Annotated in this window: 20 protein-coding genes; 16 read left to right on the top strand and 4 right to left on the bottom strand. The window is 60.7% G+C overall.

All coding sequences use genetic code 11. The features are described 5' to 3' along the window. Positions 1–494: 494 nt before the first annotated feature. The 12 genes from ACVISU_RS32820 (at position 495) to ACVISU_RS32765 (ending at position 11538) form a co-directional block, all read left to right on the top strand. Entirely contained in the window at positions 495–1241 is a 747-nt protein-coding gene (locus tag ACVISU_RS32820) for a Crp/Fnr family transcriptional regulator (RefSeq protein ID WP_050400772.1), read from the top strand. A gap of 283 nt (positions 1242–1524) precedes the next feature. Further along, the gene (locus ACVISU_RS32815) at positions 1525–1815 is read left to right on the top strand and encodes a hypothetical protein (protein ID WP_456709677.1); all 291 of its coding nucleotides are present in this window, start codon (positions 1525–1527) and stop codon (positions 1813–1815) included. A 284-nt stretch (positions 1816–2099) separates the two neighbouring features. After that, positions 2100–3110, top strand: a complete 1011-nt coding sequence (gene coxB / locus ACVISU_RS32810; RefSeq protein ID WP_456709676.1) for a cytochrome c oxidase subunit II — start codon at positions 2100–2102, stop codon at positions 3108–3110. Positions 3111–3112: 2 nt separating this feature from the next. Continuing rightward, positions 3113–5020: a cytochrome c oxidase subunit I gene (gene ctaD / locus ACVISU_RS32805; protein ID WP_456710954.1), complete on the top strand. Its 1908-nt coding sequence runs from the start codon at positions 3113–3115 to the stop codon at positions 5018–5020. Then, positions 5017–5616 carry a cytochrome c oxidase subunit 3 gene (locus ACVISU_RS32800; protein WP_456709675.1) on the top strand — a complete coding sequence of 200 codons (600 nt, stop codon included), beginning with the start codon at positions 5017–5019 and terminating at the stop codon, positions 5614–5616. Before ctaD ends, ACVISU_RS32800 begins: the two co-directional genes overlap by 4 nt. Then, positions 5613–5966 carry a hypothetical protein gene (locus ACVISU_RS32795; RefSeq protein ID WP_456709674.1) on the top strand — a complete coding sequence of 118 codons (354 nt, stop codon included), beginning with the start codon at positions 5613–5615 and terminating at the stop codon, positions 5964–5966. Before ACVISU_RS32800 ends, ACVISU_RS32795 begins: the two co-directional genes overlap by 4 nt. Then, positions 5954–6886, top strand: coding sequence for a cytochrome c oxidase assembly protein (locus ACVISU_RS32790; RefSeq protein WP_456709673.1), 933 nt, complete (start codon positions 5954–5956; stop codon positions 6884–6886). Before ACVISU_RS32795 ends, ACVISU_RS32790 begins: the two co-directional genes overlap by 13 nt. A gap of 104 nt (positions 6887–6990) precedes the next feature. Beyond that, positions 6991–7746 (top strand): heme-binding protein, encoded by a 756-nt coding sequence (locus tag ACVISU_RS32785; protein WP_050400773.1) that lies wholly within the window; start codon positions 6991–6993, stop codon positions 7744–7746. Between the two features lie 144 nt (positions 7747–7890). Beyond that, entirely contained in the window at positions 7891–9687 is a 1797-nt protein-coding gene (locus ACVISU_RS32780; protein WP_456710953.1) for a PQQ-dependent dehydrogenase, methanol/ethanol family, read from the top strand. After that, positions 9671–10501, top strand: coding sequence for a substrate-binding domain-containing protein (locus ACVISU_RS32775; protein ID WP_050400725.1), 831 nt, complete (start codon positions 9671–9673; stop codon positions 10499–10501). The genes ACVISU_RS32780 and ACVISU_RS32775 overlap by 17 nt, the downstream gene beginning before the upstream one ends. A 3-nt stretch (positions 10502–10504) precedes the next feature. After that, complete coding sequence (locus ACVISU_RS32770) at positions 10505–11128, top strand: c-type cytochrome (protein WP_050400726.1); 624 nt, start codon at positions 10505–10507, stop codon at positions 11126–11128. Positions 11129–11148: 20 nt separating this feature from the next. Beyond that, positions 11149–11538 (top strand): c-type cytochrome, encoded by a 390-nt coding sequence (locus tag ACVISU_RS32765; protein WP_456709672.1) that lies wholly within the window; start codon positions 11149–11151, stop codon positions 11536–11538. 123 nt (positions 11539–11661) lie between these two features. Here the strand turns inward: ACVISU_RS32765 and ACVISU_RS32760 are convergent, their stop codons facing one another. Next, the gene (locus ACVISU_RS32760) at positions 11662–12519 is read right to left on the bottom strand and encodes an SDR family oxidoreductase (RefSeq protein WP_050400727.1); all 858 of its coding nucleotides are present in this window, start codon (positions 12517–12519) and stop codon (positions 11662–11664) included. A 141-nt stretch (positions 12520–12660) separates the two neighbouring features. Between ACVISU_RS32760 and ACVISU_RS32755 the strand changes: the two genes are divergently transcribed. The 3 genes from ACVISU_RS32755 to ACVISU_RS32745 all read left to right on the top strand — a co-directional run bounded on the left by ACVISU_RS32755 (position 12661) and on the right by ACVISU_RS32745 (position 14814). After that, entirely contained in the window at positions 12661–12981 is a 321-nt protein-coding gene (locus tag ACVISU_RS32755) for a low affinity iron permease family protein (protein WP_050400728.1), read from the top strand. 175 nt (positions 12982–13156) lie between these two features. Then, positions 13157–13375, top strand: a complete 219-nt coding sequence (locus tag ACVISU_RS32750; protein WP_456709671.1) for a hypothetical protein — start codon at positions 13157–13159, stop codon at positions 13373–13375. Between the two features lie 710 nt (positions 13376–14085). Next, positions 14086–14814 (top strand): Crp/Fnr family transcriptional regulator, encoded by a 729-nt coding sequence (locus ACVISU_RS32745; protein ID WP_456709670.1) that lies wholly within the window; start codon positions 14086–14088, stop codon positions 14812–14814. Here ACVISU_RS32745 and ACVISU_RS32740 read toward each other — a convergent pair. Further along, positions 14811–15044 (bottom strand): DUF6894 family protein, encoded by a 234-nt coding sequence (locus ACVISU_RS32740; RefSeq protein WP_157113703.1) that lies wholly within the window; start codon positions 15042–15044, stop codon positions 14811–14813. The genes ACVISU_RS32745 and ACVISU_RS32740 overlap by 4 nt on opposite strands. 257 nt (positions 15045–15301) lie before the next feature. On the opposite strand from ACVISU_RS32740, the gene ACVISU_RS32735 reads away from it, so the two are divergent. After that, complete coding sequence (locus ACVISU_RS32735) at positions 15302–15511, top strand: hypothetical protein (RefSeq protein WP_050400732.1); 210 nt, start codon at positions 15302–15304, stop codon at positions 15509–15511. A 36-nt stretch (positions 15512–15547) separates the two neighbouring features. Here ACVISU_RS32735 and ACVISU_RS32730 read toward each other — a convergent pair whose 3' ends face one another. Continuing rightward, positions 15548–15889: a hypothetical protein gene (locus ACVISU_RS32730; RefSeq protein WP_063695667.1), complete on the bottom strand. Its 342-nt coding sequence runs from the start codon at positions 15887–15889 to the stop codon at positions 15548–15550. A 160-nt stretch (positions 15890–16049) separates the two neighbouring features. Beyond that, positions 16050–16295, bottom strand: a complete 246-nt coding sequence (locus ACVISU_RS32725; RefSeq protein ID WP_456709669.1) for a DUF3551 domain-containing protein — start codon at positions 16293–16295, stop codon at positions 16050–16052. Positions 16296–17099: the final 804 nt, after the last annotated feature.

The raw sequence follows: 17099 nt of genomic DNA, 5'->3' as shown, positions 1-17099 counted from the left end.
TAATCTATTAAACACCAAGGTGCGCGTTTGTTCGATGGTCGACTTGGCCCGGAGTTCCGCTGACCGACGGGGAGCAACGGAATTTGGTACTGGCCGAAACGGGCCACGCGCAGGAACAAAGCAGCTCTTAGCGATTAGGGAGCTGGTGAATGCTCCGATCCTGCCAAGTCTCGTTTCATTCACCGAGCCAAAGTCCCAGCGCGGCCCCACCGGCAGCGCTGGGACCTTTGTTTGGGGAGAGGCATTACTAGAATTATTCCTCATTCCGTCGACCTCAACTCCAGCGAAGCTGATCCAGGCGGATACCATGACGCTCGCCGATGCCCTGACCGGCGATAGCCGCTCGCTTGCCGGACCGGAACGCCTACATTAAAAAAGCCGGAGGAGCTGGAACTTAGCTGCATTGGGTTTGTTACCCGGCATCATCGGTGATGGCCTGTGGGCGCCGGTGGCTGAGAGACATCTCGTGCTCCCGCCTGCAAAGGGAGCATCTCATGCCGCACCGCAAGCTGATCGCGCGTTTGCTATCCGTTGTTGAGCTCTCGGAGCAGGATCAGGTCCGGCTCCGAGATATGCCTCATTTGATCAAGACATTCCGAGACGGCGACTTCGCTGCACGGCAAGGCGATTCTCCCGTGCATTGCGCAGTCGTGATGAGTGGCTTCCTGTCGCGTCAGAGGATCGTTTCCGATCGCAACCAAATTTCCGCCTTCTATATCCCCGGGGACGTGCCTGATCTCCACACTCTGCATCTGTCGGCAATGGATCATGATCTTTGCAGCGAGGGCGCCTCGACTGTGGCCTTCATACTCCATTCGCATCTCCGGCCAATACTAATGGCCTCTCCCGGGCTGACAAACGCGTTTTGGCGCGAAACCCTCATTCAAGGTGCGATCTACCGAGAATGGGTCGAAAATCTGGGCTCGAGGGCGGCGCTCCCGCGGGTCGCTCATCTGTTCTGCGAGCTCGCCACACGGCTTGAGATGGTAGGCTTGTTCCACAACGGCAGCTTCCATCTTCCTATCACACAACAAGACGTTGCAAACGCCTGCGGCCTCTCAACGGTCCATGTCAATCGCACAATTCAGGAGCTTCGAAAAATGGGCTTGCTCGAATGGCGCGAGCAGATCGTGTCCGTGCTCCGCCGCGACAAGCTCGAGAACGTGGCCGAATTCAGCGCCGAATATCTTCATGCGCTTGAGGCCCCGAAGCCGCACGAGACAATGAGGGCGGCCGAGTGAAGTCGAGCGGCTGGAGTCGTACGTTTTGACTGTTAAAGATGAGGCTGCGCCAGAGAGCCGGGGCTATTCGGCCAGCCGACCCGCTCGCCCCCGAACGACAAAGCCGTGTCCTCACAACCACGCCCTTTATTTGGAGTGATAACGGTTTCTGCTTTTGCAGCACTCCTTGACTCCAGGCTGCGATTTTCTAACTTTTCCCCGTCGGCCCCAGAGCGGGACGGCTACTGGGCGCCACAATCGGGCTCAGGCGAGACGGGCACCGTCGGATCCGGTGCCGCCGTTCATGTCGATCTTGCTATGTGAGGATTTGATCAACCTGCGGCATGAGTTGAGGATCTGCAAAGGGCCGGGCACAACCAATTGGCGAGGCGTGGACGCTGTGAAGACGCCGATACGTGCAAAAGACCTGGAGCTGATCGCGCTGCGCGAAATTCGCAGCTTCCCCGGCGGGGAGTACGTCTGCTATCTGGAGGTCGAACCGACGAACGCGGATTGGGGACTTCACGTCACAGTCCGCGACGCACCGATCTGGACCGTGTCCAATACGCGATCCGAGCCATCCCCAACAGGCTAAAGCATCGGTATGAACTCAGAACCGATTGGTAGTCGCCTTGATCGTGGCGCGGTCGACGTAGCCGGTTGAAAAGCCGATAACCATCAGCAGCAGCGTGGTCGCGCCCCGGCCGGCGGCGAGTCGCTCCGAGGATCAAGAGCTCCACAAGATCGATTGCGACGGCTACATCGCATGCAGGAACAAACGTTCGGCCCGGATGATCGCGAGCCGAGCGGCGTAGCCGACATAGGAACCTTTGTAGGAGCCGGCGGTTCGGCCCGAGCAACCAAGCTCAACGAGCACCCATGCCTGCCTGGGTCCGATCCGGCCTTCTCCTCTCCGTCGCGCTGCCGCTCGTTGCTTGCACCGGCTCGCAATCGGCGCTTGACCCGCAAGGTCTCCAATCCGAGCAGATCCGTCACACATTCATGATGTTTCTTGCGGTGTCCGGCATCGTCTGGGCCTGCGTTACCGTCGTTCTCGGCATTGGCCTGTTGCCGCGAAAGCGCATCTCAGACGAGCCGCTCGAACTTCGGCGGCCTTTCGAGACACGAGCCGGGCATATGATTCTCGGCCTTGGAGCAGCCACCGCGTTGATCGTGCTGGTCCTGTCGTTCGTGAGCTACGCTGGCCAGCGCACGCTGTTTGCCAAGGATCCGGACGCCCTGACGCTCAGGATCGTCGGCCATCAGTGGTGGTGGGAGGTTCATTACGCGGCCGACAGTCCACATAACAGCTTTGCCACGGCCAACGAAATCCGCATTCCCGTCGGCAAGCCGGTCAAGGTGGAGCTCGAATCTGCCGACGTCATCCACAGCTTCTGGGTTCCGAGCCTCACCGGCAAGATGGACCTGATCACCGGACAAACCAACGAGATCCAATTTACGGCGAAAAATCCCGGCATCTATCGCGGCCAATGCGCCGAGTTCTGCGGCTTGCAACACGCCCATATGGCATTCGCGGCAATCGCGCTGCGGCCCGAGGAGTTCGAGCGCTGGCGGGAGCACGAGAACCAGGGCGCAACCAGCCCGACCGACACTCTCGCCAAGCAGGGAGAGCAGCTGTTTCGCGGCCGCGGATGCGCACTGTGTCACACCATCCGTGGCACGCTGGCAGGCGGCCAGCTAGGCCCCGACCTCACCCATGTCGGAAGCCGAACGACGCTAGCGGCCGGAACACTGCCGCAAACGCCGGCAGCGCTGGGAGCCTGGATTGCCGATCCTCAGCACATCAAGCCCGGCAATCTGATGCCTCAAATGCCGCTGCAGTCGGGAGAGCTGATCGCAATCATTCGGTATCTGGAGCAGCTCGAGTGAGCATGGCCGCCGAGCAAAGAGAGATACGGGACGATGCCCTCGATGGGTCGCAACTTGCAGCGCGGTTGGAGAGCATCTGGCGGACGCCATCGGGACTGATCGGCACGCTGATGTCGGTCGATCACAAGATCATCGGCCGGCGCTACATCGTGACGGCATTCGCCTTCCTGTTTCTCGGCGGAATGCTCGCAATTCTGATGCGTATTCAGTTGGCCGGCGCCGAGCAGCGTCTGCTTTCGCCGGATCTCTATAATCAGGTCTTCACGATGCACGGCTCGACGATGATGTTCTTGTTTGCCGTGCCTGTCATGGAAGCCTTCGCGGTCTACCAAGTGCCGCTGATGGTCGGTACGCGCAACATTGCTTTCCCGCGCCTCAACGCCTTCAGCTACTGGATGTTCTTGTTCGGCGGCTGCTTTCTATGGATTTCCTTCGCGTTCAACGTAGGTCCTGACGTCGGTTGGTTCGCCTATACGCCCCTCTCCAGCTTGCAGTTCACACCATCCAAGCGCGCCGACGTCTGGGCCCAGATGATCACCTTTACGGAAGTCGCAGCGCTCGCGGTTGCCGTCGAGATCATCGTCACCGTCTTCAAGCAGCGCGCTCCCGGAATGACGCTTGACCGCATCCCGCTGTTTGTCTGGGCGATGTTGGTTACGGCTTTTCTGATCATGTTTGCGATGCCGTCGATCATGATCGCATCCACCTCGCTGATCCTTGATCGCCTGGTCAGCACCCGCTTCTACGACCCTTCGTCGGGAGGCAATGTGCTGCTGTGGCAGCATCTGTTCTGGTTCTTCGGACATCCGGAGGTCTACATCATCTTCATTCCTGCAACGGGCATGGCGTCAATGATTCTAGCCACCTTCGCACGCCGGCCAGTGATCGGTTATCCCGTGATCGTTCTCTCGCTGATCGCAACGGGATTTCTGTCGTTCGGACTTTGGGTTCACCACATGTTCGTGACGGGACTGCCCCAACTCGGGGCCGGTCTCTTCACGGCGTCAAGCATGTTGATCGCCGTACCGAGCGGCCTGCAGATATTCTGCTGGATCGCAACGCTATGGGACGGTCGCCCGGTATATCGGACGCCGCTGCTGTTCGTACTGGGATTCATCGTGATCTTCGTGATCGGCGGCCTGTCCGGCGTCATGGTGGCGTCGGTGCCGATCGACACCCAAGTCCATGACACCTATTTCGTCGTCGCTCACTTCCATTATGTTCTGATCGGCGGCGCCGTATTCCCGCTGATCGGAGCGGTCTACTACTGGTTTCCCAAGATCTGCGGCCGGATGTTGAGTGAGCGGCTCGGCCATTGGAACTTCTGGCTCGCCTTCTGCGGTTTCAACATTGCGTTTTTCCCAATGCACATCCTCGGCCTGATGGGGATGCCCCGTCGGGTCTACACTTACACGCCCGAGATGGGCTGGGATCGACTGAATCTGCTGTCCAGCGTCGGCGCCGCGATCTTCGCCCTCAGCTTCGCGGTTCTGCTCGCGAATGCGATCTACAGCCTCCGCAAGGGAACGCTGGCCCACGACAACCCATGGGGTGCGTCCACTCTGGAGTGGGCGACGGCATCTCCTCCGCCACCCCAGAATTTCGATCGTATTCCTGCCGTCACTCATCGCGATCCACTATGGGCGGACTCCAACACGTTGCCGGTCATTGCAGGCCTCAGTGCGGAGCGCCGCGAAGTGTTGCTAACTTCGCTGGCCGAGGCCGAGCCGCAGATCCGCGAAGCGTCGCCCGAACCCAGCATCTGGCCGTTGCTCACCGCCATCGCGACGACGATCTTCTTCATCGGTTCGATCTTCACGCCGTGGGCCGTGATGTGGGGAACGCCGCCGATGGCGATTACCCTGATCGGCTGGTTCTGGCCGACCGGCAGCAAAGAGGACGAGGAATGAAGCAGACCGTCGTGCGCAACGTCGGAGAGCTGCCGACCTTTGGCTTCGGCCCGCAAAGCGGACCCTGGTGGGGGGCGATGAGCTTCATGGCGCTGGAAGGCATGGGCTTCGCCATCGCGATCGGCGCCTATCTCTATCTCTATGCCGTCAACCCGACTTGGCCGATCGGGGCTTTGCCGCCTGATCTCTGGCCCGGAACGGCGGAGACCATCATCTTCCTGCTCAGCATCATCCCCAACCAGTATACCAATCGCGTCGCGCATCGGCAGGATCTTCACAAGGTGCGTGTCTGGCTCGTTGTCATGTCACTTATCGGCATCGTGCTGCTGATCTTGCGCGGCTTCGAGTTCGCCCACCTCAACACCCGCTGGGACAACTCTGCTTATGGTTCAGTTGTCTGGCTGATCCTTGGTCTCCACACCACGCATCTTGCGACCGATCTCGGCGACACGATCGTGCTTGCCGCCCTGATGTTCACAGCACATGCCAAGCCGCGCCGCTTCAGTGACGTGACCGACAACGTGTTCTACTGGAACTTTGTCGTGATCGCGTGGCTGCCGCTCTATGTGTTGCTCGATTGGGTGCCACGGCTATGACCATCAATGAAAGCAATGCCAGATTGACCTATTGGGCAGGCGTAGCGCTGGGACCCGCCGCCTGGGCCGCCAACCTACAGGGCGTCTACGCCATTACCCATCTGGCGTGCGAGAAGGCGAAGTGGGGCGGCATCGCCTTGAGCACCCTTCTGGTACTCGGTTCGCTGGCCGGCGCCGTGATTTCGGCGCGCGCGATTCGCCGCCGTGCCGGGATCGAATGGAACGACACCGCAGGCGGTGGTCCCAGAGCTTTCTTGGCCTGGCTCGGAGTGGGTACCGGCGTGCTGTTCGCGCTTGTGATCGCCGATCAACTCCTTGCCGCGCTCGTGATCAGCCCATGTTTGCGTTGAGTCTGCTGCTGCCGCTTCTCGCACTGCTGCCTGCGTCGGCTTCAGCGCATGGTCTGGCAAACGTGTCGGATCCGACTGCGCTGTGGAGCTACGATCCCTGGCTGCTGGTGCCGCTCTACCTGGCAGGTATTGCATTTTATGTCGGGACACAGCGGCTTTGGCGGAGCGCCGGCGGCGGACGCGGCGTCACATACCGGAAGGTGGCGGCATTCTGGTCAGGATGGCTGGTCATCGCGCTCGCCTTGACTTCTCCGCTTCATTGGCTCGGCGAGCGCCTGTTCACGGCGCACATGATCGAGCACGAACTTTTGATGCTGGTTGCCGCTCCGCTGATCGCCTACGCCCGGACCAACGGTCCGCTGCTGTGGAGCCTACCGTCATCTTTTCGGCCTGCCGTCCGTCTAATGACCACGGCGCCGCTGGCGACGTTATGGGCGTTTCTCAGTCATCCGGTGAGCGCGACCACCTTGCACGGGCTGGCTCTATGGATTTGGCACGCGCCGCCACTTTATGCGCTCGCGCTCGAGAATATTGCAATCCACCGCCTGCAGCACCTCAGCTTCTTTGCAACCGCCCTGCTGTTCTGGTGGGTGTTGCTCTACGGACGCGGGAGAGGACGCGGCGAACGAATGCGTGACGGCATCGGCATCGCCTGTCTCTTCATCACCGTTCTGCATTCCGGCGTGCTGGGTGCCCTCCTGACCCTGTCGACACATGTCTGGATACCGAGCCAGGGCGCACTCGCGGGCGACCTCGGTCTGTCGCCACTTGAGGATCAGCAACTCGCCGGAATTCTAATGTGGGTGCCGATGGGCATTCTCTATACCGGCGCAGCCTTGTTTTTCGCCTATCGCTGGCTGACCGAGTGCCAATCGGCCACCGGCGCCAGCATACTCCGCGATGTGCGCCCGGCCGGTTAGGAACCGCAGCTTTACTTCGAACGTTCGCGGTCGATAGTCCCCACAACGTCTTCTCTCGCGGAGGATACGTGAACAAGCTCTGGACAGGGGCATTGGCCCTATCGATCGCCGGTCTTCAGCTCTCGAGACCGTCCGCCGCCCAAGACCCCTCTCAAGGGTCCAGCGCATCCTGCCCTGTCGATCACGACCATCTGGCCGATATCCTGAAGAAAAGCGTCAAGCCTTCGGGCGGACCGAGCAATGGCGGGCTCGACAATCATGAATGGGCCGCGGTGGTCAACCGGCAGGGTGTCGTCTGCGCCGTCGCATTCAGCGGTACCAAGGCTGACGATCAATGGCCGGGCAGCCGCGCGATCGCTGCGGAGAAGGCCAACACCGCGAATGCATTCAGCCTGAAGAACAAGGCGATGGCGACCGCAAATCTCTACACCGGAGCACAACCCGGGGGCTTTCTGTTCGGCGCAGCGTCGAGTAACCCGCCGATTCCGGACACGATCTACGGGGGCCAAAGCCAGGATTTCGGGACGCAGCATGATCCGATGGTCGGCAAGCAGGTCGGCGGTGTCATCGTCTTCGGTGGCGGATTGGCGCTCTACGACGGCAATGGCATCGGCGGCGCGATTGGCGTCAGCGGCGACAGCTCGTGTGCGGACCATAATGTCGCCTGGCGCGTGCGCCACCTTCTCGGCCTCGATCACGTGCCAGCCGGCGTCAGTCCCAATATGAAGGACGCGATCATCTACGATATCGGACCGGACGGGAAGAGCCCCTCCGGTTTCGGTCACCCGAAGTGCGACGGCAAGGAAGACCAGATCGCAGTCGATCTCGGCGCGGGCGTGTCAGGCAGCGTCGTGCGCTAGCGGGCGGACAAGCCTTTTGGAACCAAGCCAAAGCGCAACGTTTGTACGTCGGTGACCGGCAACGCGACGCAGCACCGGCCGCCGTGGAGACTTTCACCTATGTTAAACCGGAACTACCGCCGCGCGTTGGTCGCAACGGCGAGCATGGCCTGTGCCGCCTGGACCTCCTTTGCCTTCGCGCAGAGTGACCTGCAGAGCCGGATGAAAGATCCCGGACAGTGGCCGATGGCGGCGCGCGACTACGCCAACACCCGCTTCAGCGATCTCGATCAGATCAACGCGAGCAACGCATCTCGCCTGCAGCTTGCCTGGACGTTCTCAGTCGGAGCTGATCGCGGCCAGGAGGCAGCTCCGCTTGTCATCGATAATACCATGTATGTGGTCGGTCCCTACGCGGGCCCCTATCCCAATCGCGTCTTCGCGTTGGATGCGACCACTGGAGAGCTGAAGTGGTCCTATGCACCGAAGCCTGAGCCGGCGGCGGCCGGTGTCGCCTGCTGCGACGTGGTCAACCGCGGCCTTGCCTACGACGATGGCAAGATTTTTCTCAACACGCTCGACAACCATACCGTCGCCATCGATGCCAAGACCGGCAAGGAGCTTTGGCATACGAAGCTCGGCGAAATCAACAAGGGCGAGACCATCACCATGGCGCCGATTGTCGCCAAGGGGAAGATTCTGGTCGGCAATAGCGGCGGCGAAATGGGCGTGCGTGGCTGGCTCACTGCGCTCGACGAGAGCACAGGCGCGATCTTCTGGCGCGCCTACTCCACCGGCCCGGACAAGGACGTGCTAATCGGCGACGACTTCAAACCGTTCTACGCCAATCTCAAGGACAAGGACCTCGGCGTGAAGAGCTGGCCGGCGGACCGCTGGCAGGTCGGCGGCGGCACGGTGTGGGGTTGGGTCTCCTACGACCCGGAACTCAACCTCGTCTACTATGGAACCGCGAACCCGAGCCCCTGGAACGCTAACCAGCGCAGCGGCGATAATCTCTGGAGCAGCACGATCTTCGCGCGCGATGCGGACACCGGTCACGCCAAATGGGCTTACCAACTCAATCCCCATGATCTGTTCGATCACGACGAGATCAACGAGAACGTCCTGGTTGACCTCGTCCTTGATGGGCAAGCGCGCAAGGGACTCATTCACCCCGGCCGCAATGGCTATATGTACGTTATCGACCGCCGCACGGGTGAGGTGATTTCCGCCGACGCCTATGAATTCATCAACGCCTACAAGGGCGTCGACCTCAAGTCGGGAAGGATCATACCGAACGAAGAGAAGACGCCGCTCCTCGGCAAAACCATTGAGGACATTTGCCCCGCCTCGCCCGGCGCCAAGGATTGGCAACCCACCGCTTGGTCGCCACGAACCAAGCTCCTCTACGTTCCGCATCAGCATCTCTGCATGAACTTCAAGGCGTCGCAGGTCGGTTATATCGCCGGGACTCCCTATGTCGGCGCCGACGTCGACATGTATGCCGGCCCCGGCGGATATCGCGGAGAGTTCATGGCGTGGGATCCTGTTGCGCGGAAGAAGGTCTGGGAGATTCATGAGCGCCTCCCGGTGTGGAGCGGCGCGCTCGTCACCGCTGGCGATGTCGCCTTCTACGGCACCATGGACCGGCTCTTCAAAGGAGTGGATGCGAAGGACGGCCATCTGCTCTGGCAGTTCCGCGCCGGCTCCGGCTTCATCGGTCAGCCGATCTCGTATCGCGGCGCCGACGGACAGCAATATATCGCAATCCTGTCCGGTGTCGGCGGCTGGCCCGGCGTCGTCGCGAATGCAGAAGTCGATCCGAGAGTCCGCAACAGCGCGTTGGGCTTCACGGGGGCGACGCAGGATTTGCCGTTCTACACCGCTGGCGGCAGCGAATTGCTCGTTTTCAAGCTTGGCGGCACAAGTGGTCAGGACAAAGATCATGCGCCGGCTCATTGAGTGTGCCGCCATTTTCCTCGCCATAACGCTCGGCACAGCCGCCGCGGCTTCGGAGCAGAGCGGCGAGCTTCGCGTGTGCGCCGATCCGAACAACATGCCATTCTCCAACCGGCCGGAACAGGGGTTCGAGAACAGCCTCGCCGCCATGATGGCCGAGCAATTCGGGATGCAGCTCTCCTACACCTGGTGGGCGCAGCGCCGCGGCTTTATCCGCAATACGCTCAACGCCGGAAAATGCGACGTCGTGATCGGCGTTCCAGACCAATTCGAAATGACGGAGACGACGAAGCCCTATTATCGCTCTACTTATATTTTCGTGACGCGGCAGGACCGCCATCTCGACTTCACGTCGCTGCTCGATCCGAAACTGCGCCAGTTGAGAATCGGGGTCCACCTGATCGGCGACGATGGAAGCAACGCGCCTCCAGCGGAGGCACTCGGCGAACAGGGCATCGTGGACAATGTGCGAGGCTACTCGATCTATGGCGACTATCGCCAAGCCAATCCGCCGGCGCGTCTGATCGAAGCAGTCGAAAGCGGCGAGATCGACGTCGCCGCGGTGTGGGGTCCGCTCGGCGGCTACTTCGCCAAGCGATCGCCGATCAAGCTCGTGGTCGCTCCGGTCCAGGACGGCGAACAATTTGCACCCCAGCGGTTCCAGTTTTCGATCTCGATGGGTGTACGCAAGGGCGATCATGCATTGCGCGATCGCCTCAATGACTTCATCGACGGGCATCGACCGGAAATCGCCTCGCTGCTGCGCAGCTACGGCATACCCTTGGTCGAAACGCCAACGTCCGCTGGAGGAGGTTAGCTCATGCGGACTATCCTCGCACTTGGTGCATTCCTGCTGCTCGCCGGTAGCCCGCCCGCAGTCGGCCAACAGAGCCTGCCGCAATCTCAGGAAGCGCAAACGCCCGTGGTGTCTCCGCGCCCGGATTTCGGACGAAGCGTCGGCAACGGCCGCCCTGGCGTGTTCATGCAGGTCCCCGTCAGCCATCTCTTTCCGGGCGCCCAGCCCAGCAACCCGGCGATCAAGAATCCCGTGCAGGGCGATCCGAAAGCGGAGCAGCGCGGCATGACGTATTTTGTCAGTTTCAATTGCGTCGGCTGCCATGCCGCGAATGGCGGCGGTGGCATGGGCCCGTCACTGAGCAACAACATCTTCATTTACGGCTCGCAGCCCGAGAACATCTATCTCTCCATTTACCAGGGGCGGCCGAACGGCATGCCGGCGTGGGGCGCTGTCTTGCCGGATGCGGTGATCTGGGACCTCGTGACCTATATCGGCAAGATCAGCAACGAACCGAACCGCCATTGGGGCCGCACATTCTCCGCCGAGCCGTTGTCACCTGATATCGAGCAGGTTCCGACTGAACAGGTCTCGACCAGCGATCCCTGGTCCAACACCAAGAAATTCGGTTCGGGTCAGAAGCCGTGAGCATGCGATCGCAGCGTCGGATGGGCGACAAGACGGCAATATTGATGCGCCGCTTGCTCGTTGTGCTTTGCCTTGGATCGGTCTTGACCGGGTACGACAACACTGCCGCGTCGGGTGCCCAGGATTTCGACGGCAATTCGCGGCGCGGTGCAGATTTGGTGAAGCAGTACGGATGCGGCGGCTGCCACGAAATTCCCGGTATTGCCAACGCCGACGGAAATGTCGGGCCTTCCTTGCGACGGATTGCTACTCGGACCTACATTGCCGGGTTCATCCAGAATACGCCGGATAATATGACGTTCTGGATCGAGGATCCGCAAAGGATGCTGCCGGGCAACGCCATGCCAAGCTCGGGTATTTCGCAGGATGATGCGCGCGACATCAGCGCATTCTTGTATACGTTGAAATAACTGGCCAGAGATGGTCGATCCAGGCGTCGCGGCGGGCAGATCAGTAGCTCATCGTCCATCGGGGCCGACTTTGTCCCGATGGAGCGTCAATACGTAACCGGGGCAAGGAAGTAGATCCGGGCCCTATATGAACGGCTTCCCGCCGGTGACGGCAACTGTCGTACCCGATGTGTAGCTCGACAAGGGGTCGGCGAGCATGACGTACGCCGTTGCGAGCTCGGCGGGCTGCCCTGGGCGCTTCATCGGCACTTGCTGCCCGAACGTCTTGACTGCCTCTTCCGGCATCGTGGACGGGATAAGCGGCGTCCAGATCGGACCGGGCGCGACCGCGTTGACCCGGATCCCCTTGGCCGCCAGCATTTGCGCAAGTCCGCCGGTGAAATTCTGAATGGCCCCCTTCGTGGTCGCATAAGCCAGAAGCATCGGGTTTGGCATATCGGAATTGACGGAAGCCGTATTGATGATCGCGGCTCCAGGCTTCATGTGGGGTACCGCGGCCTTGCTCAGGTAGAACATGGCGTGAATGTTGGTTTCGAACGTTCGTTGCCACTCCTCGTCGCTGATGTCGCCGATATCCTTGAATGTCGCCTGGTGCGCAGCATTGTTGACGAGAATGTCGATTCCGCCCAATTCGTCGACGGCGCGGCGGATGATGCCGCGGCAGTGCTCAGCGTTGCGAACATCGCCGGGAATCAGAACGGCCTTGCGTCCTTCTCTTTCGATCAAGCTCTTGACCTCGGCTGCGTCTTCATCTTCTTCCAGATAGGCCAGCACCAGGTCCGCTCCCTCGCGCGCATAGGCAATCGCGACCGCACGTCCAATCCCGCTATCGCTACCCGTGATGATCGCCTTCAGGCCGGCGAGCCGGCCGGATCCCCGGTAGCTCTCTTCCCCATGGTCGGGTCTTGGATCCATCTTGCGAGTCAGCCCCGGCATCGGCTGCTTCTGAGCGGGAAATGGCGGTTTGGGAAAATCGGTCATGGCAGGCTCCAACATAATCGTTGGCTAACCGCTGGCTTCCCTTGGTCGTTCCTACGCCGGGGGCGCCGGCGGAGCGGCGTCTGAGGCAAACCCGATCCACGCCGCATTGGAACGGCCTCGGAGGATCTACGTTGCCGCAGAATGTCTTTTGCATCGGCTAGAGGCTGGCTTACCACGCTGGGCACAGCGACGGCACGGCCCGCCGCGTTCGCGATCTTCCTTCTGTACGGGATCGCCTGGATTGTCTTTGGCAACGGGCTCGAATGGCATTCATTTGCGACGCTGGCGACATGGGGCATGACGCTGCTCATCCAACGAGCGGAGCATCGCGATACACAAGCCATTCACGCCAAGCTGGACGAACTATTGAAGGCGAGCGGACATCCACACTTGATGGAAGTCGACGACAAGGATGCGGAGGAAGTCGAACAGCAGCGCGAGTGCGTCCAGCGCGGACATTAAAGGTTCGAGCGACCATTCTTTCGAAGCCACGCGGAGCGTCAGCCTTTCGTTCGACTTCGCGGTGAACACAGAGCGGGACTCCGGCATTTCTGGGAGCCGTGAGGGGAGCCGTCTGTCCCGGAAGGCGCGTGTGAATCTCGGGAGAAACCAGTTACCCTGATCGTAATTATCCCAGATGCAACCCGCCCAGGAAATCCATCTGGTTCGTGTTACGACCGACGACGGTGTGGTGCAGATCTGGCTCGCGGCAAGCTCACCGGGGGAAGCGCTTGACGAGGTCCTCGATGTGATCCCTGAAGGATGGACGGTCCAACTCGTCCGACGGCTCGACGCCGATCAAGCCGCGGCATTGAACATGACGACCGGAGAAATCCGCCGATACCGGCCGCTCTGAACGCCGCTTGGTATCCTGACAGGGCAGCCGATCGATAATGCAAGAGGCCCCGAGCCTCCTCTACACCGACCCGGGGCCTGGCTCGCTCAGCGTCCCCTGCGCTCCTTCGTATCATTCATGGTTGCCCCGGGGTTTGCCGAGCGCGGGCTGCTCGAGGCGCCCTGACCAGTTGCTGCAGCCGGAGAGTCTCCGCCGCCTGCGCCGCTCCCGGCGCCTGCCGCACCAGCGCCTCCCGCTCCCGCCCCCCCTCCGGCACCTGCGCCAGCCCCACCTCCACCTCCACCTCCGCCCCCACCGCCGCCACCACCGCCACCACCACCTTGAGCGGTTGCTGCTGCAATTGACCCGAAGATGAATGCGGCTGCCAGAACGATCTTTACGACTTTCATTTGAACGCTTCCTCTGTGTTGGACCAGAGCGAGCAACATCGCTTGGCTACCGACGTTCCTAAGAGCGGCCACATTCAGGGCGACTCTGTGCACTAGCGGCGATGCGTCGCGGCAATCTCCCGCTAGCTCAGCGATGGTGATGCCGCGCGCGATCGACTTTGTTAAGCGAGGAACGCCTCGGCATACCAATTGTTTGGTTTACATCATCGGCAACGATCATTTTGATGCCGGTGTTGAGAGTGTCGCACTCCCGTCGACGCGGCCACCAGGGCGCATTTCACTGCAATTGTTCCGTTTCTCTCAAACGCGTGGAGAAAGCCGGTGGCTTCAAACCTCGCATCCGCCCTAATCACGAAATTGACCGCTTCCAACATTCTGGATGGCGCGGATGTTCAGGCTCTCCAGCAACTCCCCATCAAGCAGAGGCGGCTTGCGGCACAGCAAATCATTGTTGCCGACGGCAGCCAGCCACAGGAATGCTGCCTCCTCGAAGAGGGGTTCGCCTTCCGCGCCAAGATGACGCCCGACGGGCATCGCCAGGTGCTGTCGCTGCACATCCCAGGCGAGATACCCGATCTGCAGAGCCTGCACCTCAATGTCATGGACCATGACCTTCTCACGCTGACGCCCTGCTCGCTCGGCTTCATACCGCACGCAGCGTTGCGCAACCTGAACAGGCAGCGCCCGAAGGTTGCTGACGCCTTATGGCGCGAGACGCTGATCGACGCAGCGATGTTCAGAGAATGGATTGTCAATATCGGGCGCCGCTCTGCGACCGAGCGCATGGCTCATCTTTTTCTCGAGGTGCATAGCAGATTGCGAGCCATTGGACGCACCACCGACGGAGACTTTTCCTTTCCTATCACGCAGGGCGATCTCGCGGACTGCCTCGGCCTTTCGGTTGTGCACGTCAACCGCGTGTTACAAAGTTTCCGAAAGGAGGGACTCATCCGAGCCGGGCGGTCGGAATACCGGATTGTCGATCATAGCAAACTTCAGGAAGTCGCCGGATTCGATCCGACCTACCTTCACGCCCACCCGGGCGCCTAGCTCGGCTCGGATCCGAGACGCTTGGCACTCACGTCGATTCTGAAAATGGGGGTATCCTCCCGCGTCACCGAAACCGACCATTGGCTGGATTGGTCGAGATTCAGGTTTGATTCGATATCTCGAACCGTCATGACGGCAACCTCCCAGGCTGCTTCGTCGTTGGGCAGCTCCTCGCCTTCCGGATCGTCAAATGGGTGGCCGTTGGAGATGTGAAAGTAATACTTGCTCATCAGCATGAAACCGTGTGCGGATTGTCCGCTCCCGCCGTGAGCGACAAACTCACGCGTGACGCTGCTCGTCCCAAGTGGTACCGCTCCAACCTGAAGCCGAGGCGGCACGACACTGAGGCTTGCTGCGCTTCACATAGTATAAGGCGGGAACCGACTTCCGGTTGCTATAGTTGAGCAAGTGAACCGCGCAGGCGTCTCCCCTGGAAGCCGCATGGCTTTACCATCTAAGAGCCGGGGCGATCTTCAGGAATTCTGTATTGAGCCAGAAGGGCCCACTTGTCATCGTCAATGTCGTGAACCCTGACGCCTTTGCGGGGAAGGGCAGCATCATCGTGCTCGAATATGCCAGCGCTGACACAGCGATGAAGGTGGCAACGAAGATCGCGCAGGAGACCGGACGCCATGTCATCGTGCGCGATGACGAAATGAACGTGATCGGCAGAGTCTCGTCGCAGGCGGTCCATTGAAGCGCCGGCATCACTGACAGCGCGTCCCGCCCTCGCTCATCTCTTCCGGTTGGCCAATTTTGTTGATGGCCCGTCGGCTGGCTTTTGAGGAGAGTCGGCAGCCATCTCGGGAGGCTTCTCTTCTGAAAGCTCATGGCCCCGGAACGGATCCGCCGCTTCATCGTATCCGCTCCTGCTGCTGAAGAACATGAGTGCCATGAGCCCACAGCCAATAATGAGAGAGAAGAAGATGCCGAAGCCCATCGCCAGCCAACCGGCGCGGGTCATGTCGGCTGAGCCTGCAGAATTCCAGCCCGAAACCGCAAGTATGACGGCCATCACGAGCAACCCAAGCAGCACCGCCAGGATGGCGAACTGTCCTCGGCCAATGCGAGACAAGGCGACCTCCTTTACTGCGAGGTGAATTCGACTGTACCGCAGTTCATCGTTGCCGCGGCGCTTTCCCAACGCTCAGCGGCAGAGACTTCGAGCAGCGCATGATCGCCCTCGGAAGCCAGATCGAAGCCAAAGGCGAAGCCGAGCCACCGAGACCGGAACATCAATGCCGATTTCGATAGCGTGGACGCTGCTCACCGAACGCCGCACGCGGATTGACCCCGCATGTCACGTTCCTTCCGGACGCAGACGCAAGACATTGGCCGCGCGTCTGGTACATGCAGTCGCCGGGGTATCCGACTCCCCTTCCTTGCACGCACCATGGATAGTCACGCGCATCAGCGGCCGTGACGTTTGTGAGTCCCGCAATTGCAAGCGCCAAGACTGGGGTGAACAGATAGAGACGCATACTTGGCTCCTTCGAAGCGATGCACGACCAACGGAGCCCGAGGGTTCACGTTCCAGCGGTTCGGCGGCCGAACTCAGCGAACGACGGCTTGCAGCACTTAACATTGCGTCGCCGAATTCCTTTAGGACTAGGAAGAGAACGGCCCAAATCTCCACTGCGTGGGCGGCGGATATCCAGGCGTCGTGATCCAGTTGTCCACGCTTGCCGCAAGCTCTGCAGAACGAAGCTTTCTCGTCACTTCGTCACGCTGGTCGCCTTGCAGGCGAGATGCCTGACGGAGAACATCTTTCTTGAACGCAGAAATCCTATCTTGAAGGCTTGTCGTTTGCTTGACCCTTCGTCGAGTTTTCCTCATGACGCGCTCTTGTCTGAAGCGGGAGCGTCAGCGCTCGCCAGTCCGGCCATGGTATGCAGTCACGAAGACCGTCGCCACAACCTAGGTTACGCTCAGAACAAGCTTGGTGAGAATTGCATGGATGGCACCCAGCTGGCCGTGCCTGGTGAGAGGTGGCGGCGAGCCTGCCTCCGATCTCGGCGGTCGCTGCGGCTTTCCGCGCTTCGGACACCCCTTCGGAACCGACCAACGCCGCTTGCAACGCGTGGTGATCAGCAGGATGTAAAGCCCGTCCCTGCGACAACAAATAAAAAGTGCCGCGAACTGCTTATTGCCCATGCCGCCCCGAAGGCGAAGATATGGACGCCTGCTCAACGCCACTTGTGTGGAGCAGCGCGCAGAGCCGCATTGCCGGCGCTCCGGAGCTCGTCGAGAGACGACCTCCCATCGCGCACGGCTTGCAGCAACCC

The sequence above is a fragment of the Bradyrhizobium sp. USDA 4452 genome (assembly GCF_054063575.1).
Note: the sequence above shows the minus strand (reverse complement) of the source record. Positions and strands in the feature narration are given on the sequence as shown.

Coding starts and splice junctions, on each gene's coding strand:
- ACVISU_RS32820 (WP_050400772.1), top strand. CDS start 495: ATGCCGCACCGCAAGCTGATCGCGCGTTTGCTATCCGTTGTTGAGCTC.
- ACVISU_RS32815 (WP_456709677.1), top strand. CDS start 1,525: ATGTCGATCTTGCTATGTGAGGATTTGATCAACCTGCGGCATGAGTTG.
- coxB (WP_456709676.1), top strand. CDS start 2,100: ATGCCTGCCTGGGTCCGATCCGGCCTTCTCCTCTCCGTCGCGCTGCCG.
- ctaD (WP_456710954.1), top strand. CDS start 3,113: ATGGCCGCCGAGCAAAGAGAGATACGGGACGATGCCCTCGATGGGTCG.
- ACVISU_RS32800 (WP_456709675.1), top strand. CDS start 5,017: ATGAAGCAGACCGTCGTGCGCAACGTCGGAGAGCTGCCGACCTTTGGC.
- ACVISU_RS32795 (WP_456709674.1), top strand. CDS start 5,613: ATGACCATCAATGAAAGCAATGCCAGATTGACCTATTGGGCAGGCGTA.
- ACVISU_RS32790 (WP_456709673.1), top strand. CDS start 5,954: ATGTTTGCGTTGAGTCTGCTGCTGCCGCTTCTCGCACTGCTGCCTGCG.
- ACVISU_RS32780 (WP_456710953.1), top strand. CDS start 7,891: ATGGCCTGTGCCGCCTGGACCTCCTTTGCCTTCGCGCAGAGTGACCTG.
- ACVISU_RS32775 (WP_050400725.1), top strand. CDS start 9,671: ATGCGCCGGCTCATTGAGTGTGCCGCCATTTTCCTCGCCATAACGCTC.
- ACVISU_RS32770 (WP_050400726.1), top strand. CDS start 10,505: ATGCGGACTATCCTCGCACTTGGTGCATTCCTGCTGCTCGCCGGTAGC.
- ACVISU_RS32765 (WP_456709672.1), top strand. CDS start 11,149: ATGGGCGACAAGACGGCAATATTGATGCGCCGCTTGCTCGTTGTGCTT.
- ACVISU_RS32760 (WP_050400727.1), bottom strand. CDS start 12,519: ATGACCGATTTTCCCAAACCGCCATTTCCCGCTCAGAAGCAGCCGATG.
- ACVISU_RS32755 (WP_050400728.1), top strand. CDS start 12,661: ATGTCTTTTGCATCGGCTAGAGGCTGGCTTACCACGCTGGGCACAGCG.
- ACVISU_RS32750 (WP_456709671.1), top strand. CDS start 13,157: ATGCAACCCGCCCAGGAAATCCATCTGGTTCGTGTTACGACCGACGAC.
- ACVISU_RS32740 (WP_157113703.1), bottom strand. CDS start 15,044: ATGAGCAAGTATTACTTTCACATCTCCAACGGCCACCCATTTGACGAT.
- ACVISU_RS32725 (WP_456709669.1), bottom strand. CDS start 16,295: ATGCGTCTCTATCTGTTCACCCCAGTCTTGGCGCTTGCAATTGCGGGA.